The organism is Duganella levis (assembly GCF_009857605.1).
Lineage (GTDB): Bacteria > Pseudomonadota > Gammaproteobacteria > Burkholderiales > Burkholderiaceae_D > Rugamonas > Rugamonas levis.
On the sequence record NZ_WWCT01000001.1, the window covers coordinates 275,136 to 285,092 of the forward strand.

At 62.3% G+C, this 9,957-nt stretch carries 6 protein-coding genes; 1 reads left to right on the plus strand and 5 read right to left on the minus strand.

Annotated elements, in window-relative coordinates; translation table 11 throughout:
• Window positions 1–2: 2 nt before the first annotated feature.
• The 4 genes from GTP69_RS01240 to GTP69_RS01255 are packed head-to-tail and all read right to left on the minus strand — an operon-like array spanning window position 3 to window position 6,460.
• Window positions 3–1,037 (minus strand): DUF5700 domain-containing putative Zn-dependent protease, encoded by a 1,035-nt coding sequence (locus tag GTP69_RS01240; RefSeq protein WP_161053168.1) that lies wholly within the window; start codon window positions 1,035–1,037, stop codon window positions 3–5.
• A gap of 45 nt (window positions 1,038–1,082) precedes the next feature.
• Window positions 1,083–2,003 (minus strand): polyphosphate kinase 2, encoded by a 921-nt coding sequence (gene ppk2, locus GTP69_RS01245; RefSeq protein ID WP_110847992.1) that lies wholly within the window; start codon window positions 2,001–2,003, stop codon window positions 1,083–1,085.
• Between the two features lie 14 nt (window positions 2,004–2,017).
• Window positions 2,018–3,616 carry an inorganic phosphate transporter gene (locus GTP69_RS01250; RefSeq protein WP_161053169.1) on the minus strand — a complete coding sequence of 533 codons (1,599 nt, stop codon included), beginning with the start codon at window positions 3,614–3,616 and terminating at the stop codon, window positions 2,018–2,020.
• 45 nt (window positions 3,617–3,661) lie between these two features.
• Window positions 3,662–6,460: an SDR family oxidoreductase gene (locus GTP69_RS01255; RefSeq protein WP_161053170.1), complete on the minus strand. Its 2,799-nt coding sequence runs from the start codon at window positions 6,458–6,460 to the stop codon at window positions 3,662–3,664.
• Between the two features lie 302 nt (window positions 6,461–6,762).
• Between GTP69_RS01255 and GTP69_RS01260 the strand changes: the two genes are divergently transcribed.
• A complete protein-coding gene (locus GTP69_RS01260) occupies window positions 6,763–8,427 on the plus strand; it encodes a methyl-accepting chemotaxis protein (RefSeq protein WP_202424255.1) in 1,665 nt (554 codons plus the stop codon).
• A 143-nt stretch (window positions 8,428–8,570) separates the two neighbouring features.
• Here the strand turns inward: GTP69_RS01260 and GTP69_RS01265 are convergent, their stop codons facing one another.
• Window positions 8,571–9,917 carry an MFS transporter gene (locus tag GTP69_RS01265; protein WP_161053171.1) on the minus strand — a complete coding sequence of 449 codons (1,347 nt, stop codon included), beginning with the start codon at window positions 9,915–9,917 and terminating at the stop codon, window positions 8,571–8,573.
• Between the last annotated feature and the right edge of the window lie 40 nt (window positions 9,918–9,957).

Below are 9,957 nucleotides of genomic sequence, written 5' to 3' on the forward strand. Positions count from 1 at the left end.
TCCTATGGTAATGCTGCCACTTGTTTGAGAAAGTCGGCGCTGAACAGCGGCAGCTTGCCTTGTTTTTGCGCGATAGACTGGTAGCGTAGCATGAACTGTTTCGACGGTTGCTTGAGCAGGTCGAAGATGGCGGCCTTGCCGTCCTGGCGAATGATGGTGGAGGCCATCAGCCAGCCAAGTTCGTAGGCGGTTTCGTCGAAATCGGTGTAGAACATGATGCCGTAGATCTGGTCGTAGGCCGCTTCGTCGGCTGGTGGCGCCGCCAGCATGTGCCAGCCCAGCGATTCAAACGTGGTGCGGATGCCGCCGATGCGTTTGGCGTTGCGTTCAATGACCAGTTTCTTGGGCGCGGAATAGATCGTCGGCGCGCGGTCGGCGATCGGATGGGTGAACAGCTCTGCGGTGCCTTCGCGGACCAGTTGGTCCAGCAATTGATTCAGCCAGAGCGGCCCTGCGACGTTCTTCGTGTCGGCCGCCGTGGGCAGCGTCTCATGGCGCATGACGTGATTCTGTATCGCGTGGAACAGTTCATGGGCCACAGTTTCCGCCAGTTCCTGCGTATTGGCCTCTGTGAAGCCCTTCATGTCGACGTACACATCGTCCGGCACATCGCCGAACGCAAAGCCGTCTGAGTAGCTGCCGAAGATGAAGTGCACATTCAGCTGCGCGTTGAAGTCGGCCGGCACGTATTCCTTCAACTGGCGCGCGACTTCCGCCGCCAGTGGCGCGTATTTTCCGTAGCCAGGCTTGGAGAGTTCGGCCGACAGCACCTTGGCTGCATCGACCACTTGCGGCTTGTCGTGCAGGAGCTTGAAGCGGCCAATCAGCGCTTCGCAATCCTTGAAGCGCATCTTCCTGATCAGTGCCTTGGCGTCGGCGCTGGTGCAGAAAGTGGCGGGAAGGTTGAAATCGCCAGTGCTGATCGCCGCGCTGACGATCCTGGCGTTCTCAAAGTCGAAGCCGAAGCGCAACTGGTCAGCGCGGGCGTTGGGGAAGAGTAGTAACAGCAGTAGCAGCAAGCGGCGCAACCAGAACATCCATCCCCCCACGCAGAAATATATAAAGCTGATAACTTTAACAGCTTAGTATATTTCTGGCACGATAATTTCGGCAGGCACTGGGCGGCGCACGTAGTCATCGTGGTATTCGCGTTCCGGCAGGTGGATTTCCGGATGCGCCACTTCTTCATACGGCATCTGCTCCAGCAGGTGATGGATGCAGTTCAGGCGCGCTTTCTTCTTGTCGACGCCTTGCACCACCCACCATGGCGCTTCCGGAATGTGGGTCCGTTCCAGCATCACTTCCTTGGCCTTGGTGTATTCCTCCCAGCGGCGGCGCGATTCCAGGTCCATGGGGCTGAGTTTCCACTGTTTTAGCGGATCGTGGATGCGGCCCAGAAAGCGGGCATTCTGTTCTTCGTCCGAAATCGAGAACCAGTATTTGATCAGCTGGATGCCGGAGCGGGCCAGCATGCGCTCGAATTCCGGCACGGTCTGGAAGAATTCCTCGTACTGGTCGTCGCTGCAAAAGCCCATCACGCGTTCGACGCCGGCGCGGTTGTACCAGCTGCGGTCGAACAATACGATCTCGCCAGCGGCCGGCAGGTGCGACACGTAGCGCTGGAAGTACCACTGCGTGCGTTCGCGGTTGTTCGGCGCCGGCAGAGCGGCCACGCGGCACACACGCGGATTCAGGCGCTGGACGATGCGCTTGATGACGCCACCCTTGCCGGCGGCATCGCGGCCTTCAAACAGGATCACGACCTTGTGGCCGGTGTGGACCACCCAGTCCTGCAACTTGACCAGCTCCGCCTGCAGGCGGAACAACTCGCGGAAGTAGAGGCGGCGTTCTTCCTTGGCTTCCGCGCTGCGCTCACGTTCGACCACTTCCTTGGTGAACGGGTCGATCTCGCGGTCCTCCAGTTCCATCTCCAGTTCTTCGTCGTAGCTGTCGGTCAGCTCGCGCTGGACGCGGTCCAGCAAATCTTGTTCGTTTAATTGCATGCTAATTCCTGATTTCAGAAGATGTGAGAGAAGAGCCAGAACAGTGAGCCGGACAATAGTATCGCAACCGGCAAGGTCAATACCCAGGCCAGCGCCAGATTACGCACCGTCGACCACTGCAAGCCGGATTTGTTGGCCGCCATGGTGCCGGCCACGCCGGACGACAGCACGTGCGTGGTCGATACCGGCAGGCCGTAGATGTCGGCCGCGCCGATGGTCAACATGGCCACCAGTTCCGCCGACGCGCCTTGCGCATAGGTCAGGTGGGACTTACCGATTTTTTCACCGACCGTCACCACGATACGCTTCCAGCCGACCATGGTACCCAGGCCTAGCGCAATCGCCACCGCCACCTTGACCCACAGCGGAATGAATTTGGTGGCGTCGTCCAGCTGCTTGCGGAAGGCTTTCAGATTGGCCGTGGTGTCGGCGTCGAACGGCACGGCGTGGCTTTTGTCGAGCAGGCGCATGGCTTCGGCGGCCAGGTACATATCGTTACGTACGTTGCCCACGGTTTCAGCCGGCACCTTGGCCAGCGAGCCATGCAGCTTGACGGCCTGGCCGATGTCGCCGGTCAGCGTCGCCAGCGCCGGCACCACGGCTGGCGTCAGCTCCTTGGTGCGGATGTAGGTGGACAAGGCGGCGCGCGGTTCAGCGGCTGGCAGCGCGCCTGGTGCGATGTACTTTTGCAGCGACTGTTGCGTGACCTGGCTGACGGCGACGAATTGCGTCACCTGATCCACCGGCAGCGCGCGGTTCAGCGCATAGGCCATCGGCACCGTGCCGACCAGGATCAGCATGATCAGGCCCATGCCTTTTTGGCCGTCGTTGGAGCCGTGCGCGAACGAGACGCCGGTGCAGGTCAGGATCAGCAGGCCACGGATATACCACGGCGGCGGCGTGCTGCCTTTTGGCGCTTCGTACAATTCGCGGCGTTTGACCACCGCGCGCAGCACCAGCAACAGCAGGGCGGCGCAGCCGAAGCCCACCATCGGCGACAGCAGCAGCGAGTAGCCGACCTTGGACGCCTGCGCCCAATCGACGCCGCTGGTGCCGTCGCGGCCATGCATCATGGCGTTGGCAATACCGACGCCGAGAATGGAGCCGATCATGGTGTGCGACGACGATGCCGGCAGGCCGAGCGCCCAGGTGCCCAGGTTCCACATGATGGCGGCGATCAGCAGCGCGAACACCATCGCAAAGCCGGAGCTGGAGCCGACTTGCAGGATCAGTTCCACCGGCAGCAGCGAGATGATGCCGAAAGCGACAGCGCCGCTCGACGTCAGCACGCCGAGGAAGTTGAAGCAGCCGGACCACACCACGGCGGCATTGGCCGGCATGGAGTTGGTGTAGATGACGGTGGCGACGGCGTTGGCGGTGTCGTGGAAGCCGTTGACGAATTCGAAGCCCAGCGCGATCACCAGCGCCACGCCGAGCAGGATGTAGGGCAGCCAGCTGGTGGCCACCGGACCGGCCTCGGTAACGTCGGCGCGCAGGCTGAAGGCGCTGTACATCAGCCCCGCAACCAGCAGCACGACGAAGATGGCGGCGGTCAGCGGGGTGTTCTTACTGTCCGCAGGGCTGGTGCGAGCAGGTTGGACGACAGTATTCATTCAGTCAGCTCCAGTATAAAAATGGTAACTGACTTTACCGGCCGATTATGACGGTGTGATGACCACTCCCGGTGGCGCCGGCGTGGCGGCCGGCCGTGGCGTGGCTTCGTCTTGCGTGGCCAGCTCCAGCTCATGGAAAGCGTCCTGGGTCAGCTGCATTAGGCGCTCCGGGTCCGGCACCAGCGCCGTGTCCACGAACAGCGCCAGCTGGATCTGGCCAGCGTAGGAAATGAAGGCCAGACCGACGCCCAGCTTGCCGGTTTGCGGCACCCAGCAGATCAGGTCCGTCAGGCGCGATCCGGCCAGGTAACGGCGGCTGGCCGGGCCTTCGATATTGGTCAGCACCACCGAGCCCTTGGAGGTGAACAGGTTGAGGGCGAAGTGCTGCAAAGCCGTCGGCAGGCAGCCGGCCAGCGACAGGAAGGCCATGGTGGCGCGCGGCTGGTGCGAGCGCTTGATGGCTGTCATGCGGTGGCTGGACTGGCGCAGGCGCACGCACGGGTCGTCAACATCCGTTGGCAAATCGACGGCGACCAGGCCGAATTCATTCCCGAGCTGGAAGGCGTTGGCCTTTTCGCGCAGGTTAAAGGTAACGGCGGCGCGCAGTGCGCGGCCATCCAGATGCTGCCCGCGTTCGCCCAGATACTGGCGCAGCGCGCCGGAGACGGCGGCCACCCAGACGTCGTTGAGCGTCACGCCCATGCGCTTGGACATGGCGCGCACCCGTTCCATCTCCAGCGGCGGCAGCCAGACCAGCTGCTTGTCGCCGCTCATCGGCGTCTTGAACTGGGTCTGCGCGTCCGGCCACAGGATGGACAGACGCGCCACGTGTCCGGCGATCTTCAGCGATGACAGACCGCGCACCAGCGCCGAACACACCGGATTGTGGGCGATGGCGCGATGCGGATGGCCGACCGGCGACGGCGTCTTGCCATGCAGGCCGTTGTCGTCGGTGAGGTGATTCAGCACATGCACCAGTCCCAGGCCGTCGGTGATGCAGTGATGAACGCGGAACACGATCGCATGGCCGCCGTTGACGCGGTCCAGCACGGTCATATGCCAGCGAGGACGGTCGGGCGCCAGCGGCAGGTGGGCGAGGCGGGTCAGTTGCGCTTGCAGTTCCTGGCGCGGCACGTCGCGTTCCATGCGTTCCAGTTCGACGTGATGATTGATGTCGAACTGTTCGTCCTCCACCCAGCGTTTGCCGACTACCTTTTGCGTGAAGCGCGGGTAGTTGGTCAGGCGGTAGGCGATGGTGGCGGTCAGCCGCTCCATATCGACCGGGCCGTCAAACAGCAAAATGCTGTTGATGACCATCAGGTTCTTGTCGCTGTCCATGCGGTGCCACGCGTAGTCGCGGCGGGTCAGGGCGGATGGCGCGGTTGGTTTCTCGTTACGCGGCCGCAGCGCGTAGTGGTTCAGCCCCGCCATGTGGACGCGGCACAGATAGTCCTGCCAGTCGATGGCGCGGGTGTCGACGCTGTAGCATGCCTGGTCTTCGGCGTTGAAGCGCTGCGCCAGCGCTTGCAGGCGGTCGCTTTGGAAAATATAGCGCGGCGCGGTGTAGAAAGAGAAGGTCAGGGCCAGGAGCTGCGTGGTGCGCAGGGCTTCCAGCGCTGGCGATTCGCTGGCGCCGAGCAGCTTGCGCACGCCGCTCCAGGCGCCGGCGCCAATGCGCATGGCGCGCAGCATTAGCAGGAAGGCAGGGCGGCTGACGACGCGAAATTCATGCTTGGGCGGTTGATGGAACAGGCGCTCGTACTGGCGCCAGTTGCGCTTTGCTTCGCCTTGTATCAACTCGATCACCCGGCCGACCGTAACCGGGTTGGTGGCGCCGGTGCAGGCCTGATAGATGCGCAGGGCCGGCGGCGCTTGCAGCGCTTCGGCGGCGGCCAGGATGATGCTGTTGGCGACCAGGTCGGCCGGGATGATGTCCACCACCTGCTCCGGTTGTGCCGGGAACAGGTTGGTCTTGCCGCGCGCATAGGCCAGGATGATGGCGTCGGCCACTTTGACGCCTTCGATCCAGCCGGGCGCCGGCTCCTGCAAGGTGCTTTCGATGATGGACGGCCGCACGATGGTCAGCGCGCGGCCACGCATGGCGGCCATTGCCAGTTGTTCGCCGATCCACTTGGTGAAGGTGTAGGTGTCGTTCCAGCCGTGGTAATTGGCTTCGGCAATCCCGAGTGCGGTCAGGCGGCGCGCCAGTTCGGTGGCGTCGGTGACGTCGGCGCGCAGCAGGGCAATGCGGTGTTGCAGGTGCCGCAGCAAGCCGTCCAGTTCATAGTGACCGTCGGCGTGGCGCGGGATGGAGGCACGCGCCGGCGTGACGATCTGCTCGGCCATGGCGCCGCGATGGTAGCCGTTGACGTAGCAGGTCGACACCTGGATCAGCGGCGCGTTGCCGGCGCGCGCCAGTTCGCTGATGTTTTGCACGCTGATGGCGTTGATGGACAGTGCCTCGTCCAGCGCCTCGCGGAAGTTGACGCTGGCGGCGGCATTGATAACCAGATCGATACGGCGCGCCAGCGCGTTGAAGGCGCTCAGCGGCAGGCCGAAGCAGGGCGCCGTCACCTCGCCGCTGACACATTCGATTTTATCGGCGAAGAACTGCACCAGGAAATCCGGCCGCTCGGCGCGCAGGCGGTCGAAGATCGACGACGTGGCGATTTCGCTTTCGAAGCGCGCGCGGGCGTCGCCGCGGATCAGCAGCACAATGCGGCCGATGTCGGGCACGCTGCGTATCAGCTTCTCCAGCACCACTTTGGCGAGGAAACCGGTGCTACCGGTGATCAGTACGCGCTTGCCGGAGAGTGCCGTTTGCACATGGAATGCGGATGTCATAGCGGGCTCTAAAAAAGATGTCATAGCTGCAATGGGCCGATCTTAGAGCCAAACCGCGCGGTCACTAGCGACTTTGCACTGGCTTGGGAAGCCAAACACATGGCGCTGCGAGTCAGCCCCGATGACAGGCCATGCGCCAGCCTGCGGCATTTGCACAACGTTTAAATAACTTGCCAGAAAGAAATAACGAAACTACACTGGCGCCTTCATGCCTGCGCCACTACGCGCACCGCATCCGGTCGCCAGACCGCGTCTTCGGCCCAGCCCCGCCGTGATTCCCGTCCCATATTGAGAACTGAGCTATGAATAATTTGAAAATCGGCACGCGCCTGCAATTGGCGTTTGGCGCGATGCTGGTGCTATTGCTGGTGATTGCCTACATCGGCTGGTCGGCGCTGGCCGACACCAATAAACGCATGGATATTGTGGTCAACGAAAACAATACCAAGATCGCGCTGTCCAATTCCATGTTGACCGAGCTGAACCTGATCGCCCGTTCGGCGCGCAACTACATCCTGTATGCGGACAAGGAGACGCAGGCCAAGATGCAAGGCCGCATCGAAGGTGCGCAAAAGAATTTTGGCGTGAGCATGGAGCGCCTGGGGACGCTGGTGCATGGCGAACGCGGCAAGGAGGTGTATGCGCAGTTGCAGGCGCAAGCGCCGGAGACGTTGCGTCTGCTGGGCCAGGTGGTGCAGATCGTCAATGAGGGGAAAGCGGCGGAGGCGCCGGCTTTCCTGCTGAATTCGGTGCAGAAGCAGCAGGACGGCACGTTTGCGCTGATTAACGAAATGATCGGCTTCCAGGAGAAGCAGAACGCTGCGCTGGTCGAGCAAATTCATGACGAGTATGCGTTTGCGGTACGGTTCCTGATCGGCGCGACGCTGCTGGCCTGCGTGGCGGCAACCGGCCTGGCGCTGATGATTACGCGCTCGATTACGCGGCCGATTAACGAGGCGGTCAGCGCAGCCGAGATGGTGGCGGCGGGCGACCTGACGCATAGCGTCCAGGTGCAGGGCCGCGATGAGGTCAGCCAGCTGTTGACGGCGTTGCAGACCATGACCGGCAGCCTGTCGTCAATCGTGGGCGAAGTGCGGGCTGGCACCGAAACGATCAGCACGGCGTCGCGCGAGATTGCGACGGGTAACCAGGATTTGTCGTCGCGCACGGAAGAGCAGGCCAGTTCGCTGGAAGAAACCGCGTCGTCGATGGAGGAGCTGACTTCCACCGTCAAGCAGAGCGCGGACAATGCGCGCCAGGCCAATGTGCTGGCCAATTCGGCTTCGCAGGTGGCGGTGCGCGGTGGGCAGGTGGTGTCGCAGGTGGTGGAGACCATGGGTTCGATTAATGAATCGTCGCGCCGGATTGTCGACATCATCGGCGTGATTGACGGGATTGCGTTCCAGACCAATATTCTGGCGTTGAATGCGGCCGTCGAGGCGGCACGCGCCGGTGAGCAGGGCCGCGGCTTTGCGGTGGTAGCGTCGGAAGTGCGGACGCTGGCGCAGCGCTCGGCCGCCGCAGCCAAGGAAATTAAGGTGCTGATCGATGATTCGGTCGGCAAGGTGGATACCGGCGCGCGGCTGGTCGATCAGGCCGGCGTTACCATGGACGAGATCGTTGATAGCGTGAAGCGGGTGACAGACATCATGGCCGAGATCGCGCTGGCCAGCCAGGAGCAGAATGCCGGCATCGAGCAGATCAATCAGGCGATTACGCAGATGGATCAGGTCACCCAGCAGAATGCGGCGCTGGTGGAAGAGGCGGCGGCGGCGGCCGAGGCCATGCAGGAGCAGGCCGAGCATCTGGCGCAGGCGGTGGATGTGTTCAAGTTGGCGGGCGGGGCGGTCAAGCTGCGTCCGGCGTTGAAAGCGGTGGCGTCTGGCGCGAAAGTGACGCGCTTGGCGGTAGCTCCGCGTCCCGTTGCGCGCGCGAAGGCGGCGGGGGAAGATTGGGAGCAGTTTTAGGGTTTTATGATGCAACCGCACATGGGGGAAATGTGCGGTTTTGGCAGCGTTGTCTTGATACCACATTTGCGGCACCGTTAAACCCCGCACACCGTAGGCGTCAGGGTCTGACCCCGTACGGGGTCAGACCCTTCTGTCCGGGGTTAATTATCGCGGATATGCCATGCGCGGTTGATGCTCAACGCTGCCAGTGACGCGGCGGCGCCAGAGAACAGGTACACGCCCGCATACGCCAGTCCGAAGTGCGACGACAGCCCCAGCGCCACCAGCGGCGCAAAGCCGGCACCCACCAGCCATGCCACATCGCTGGTCAAGGCCGCGCCGGTATAGCGGAAGCGCTGCGGGAAGTTGGACGTCACCGCACCCGCAGCCTGGCCATACGACAGCCCCAGCAACGAGAAGCCGATCAGGATAAACGCGTCCTGCCCGGTTTCGCCGCTGCCGATCAGAAACGGCACGAAGAGGCTGAAGATACCGATCATGATCGCCAGCGTGCCCAGCGTGCGGCGGCGGCCGACGCGGTCGGCGATGAAGCCGGAGATGATGATACCCACCGCCATCAGCGCCACGCCCAGCATCTGCACATGCAGGAAGCCGGCAATCGAGCGCTGCGACGTCAGCGTGATCCACGACAGCGGGAATACCGTTACCAGGTGGAACAGCGCATAGCTGGCCAGTGCCGCCAGGGCGCCGATGATCACGTTGCGCGATTGCGAATTGAGCAACTCGCCGACCGGCACTGGATCGAGCTGGTGCTCGTCCAGCAGGTGCGAGTATTCATGCGTGGTCACCAGACGCAGGCGGGCAAACAGCGCCACCACGTTGATGGCAAATGCCACGTAGAACGGATAGCGCCAGCCGAATTCGAGGAAGTCCAGCGAACTGAGGTTGGTCATCAGGTAGGCAAACAGCCCGGCCGCGATGACGAAGCCGATCGGCGCGCCCAGCTGGCCCAGCATGGCGTACCAGCCGCGCTTCTCTTCGGGCGCGTTGAGCGCCAGCAGCGACGGCAAACCGTCCCACGAGCCGCCTTGCGCGATGCCTTGTCCAATCCGCAAAATGGCCAGGAAGACAATCGAGGTGGTCCCCAAACTGGCATAGTCCGGAAGGAAGGCGATACCTGCCGTTGAAACCCCGATAATCAACAACGCCAGGGTCAGTTTGGTTTCACGGGTGAAGTGATGTTGAACTGCCATAAAAGCCACAGTTCCTATCGGACGGGCAATAAAGGCAAGCGCAAAAATCGCAAAAGCGTATAGTGTGCCGTCAAGCCTGCTGTCGTATGGAAAGAATACCGACGGGAATACCAGCGCTGACGCAATGGCGTAGACGAAGAAGTCGAAATACTCGGATGCGCGCCCGATGACCACGCCGATCGCAATTTCCCCGGGAGAGATATGTCCGTCCCTGGCGTTGATGCTACGTGCTCCAGGGCTTGTTTGATGATGGACGTCAGCTTGGACGTCACTAATAGAAGTCGTGTTAGCCATAGTCTCTTTGTCTCGTGTTAAGTAATTGTTATCACGGCGA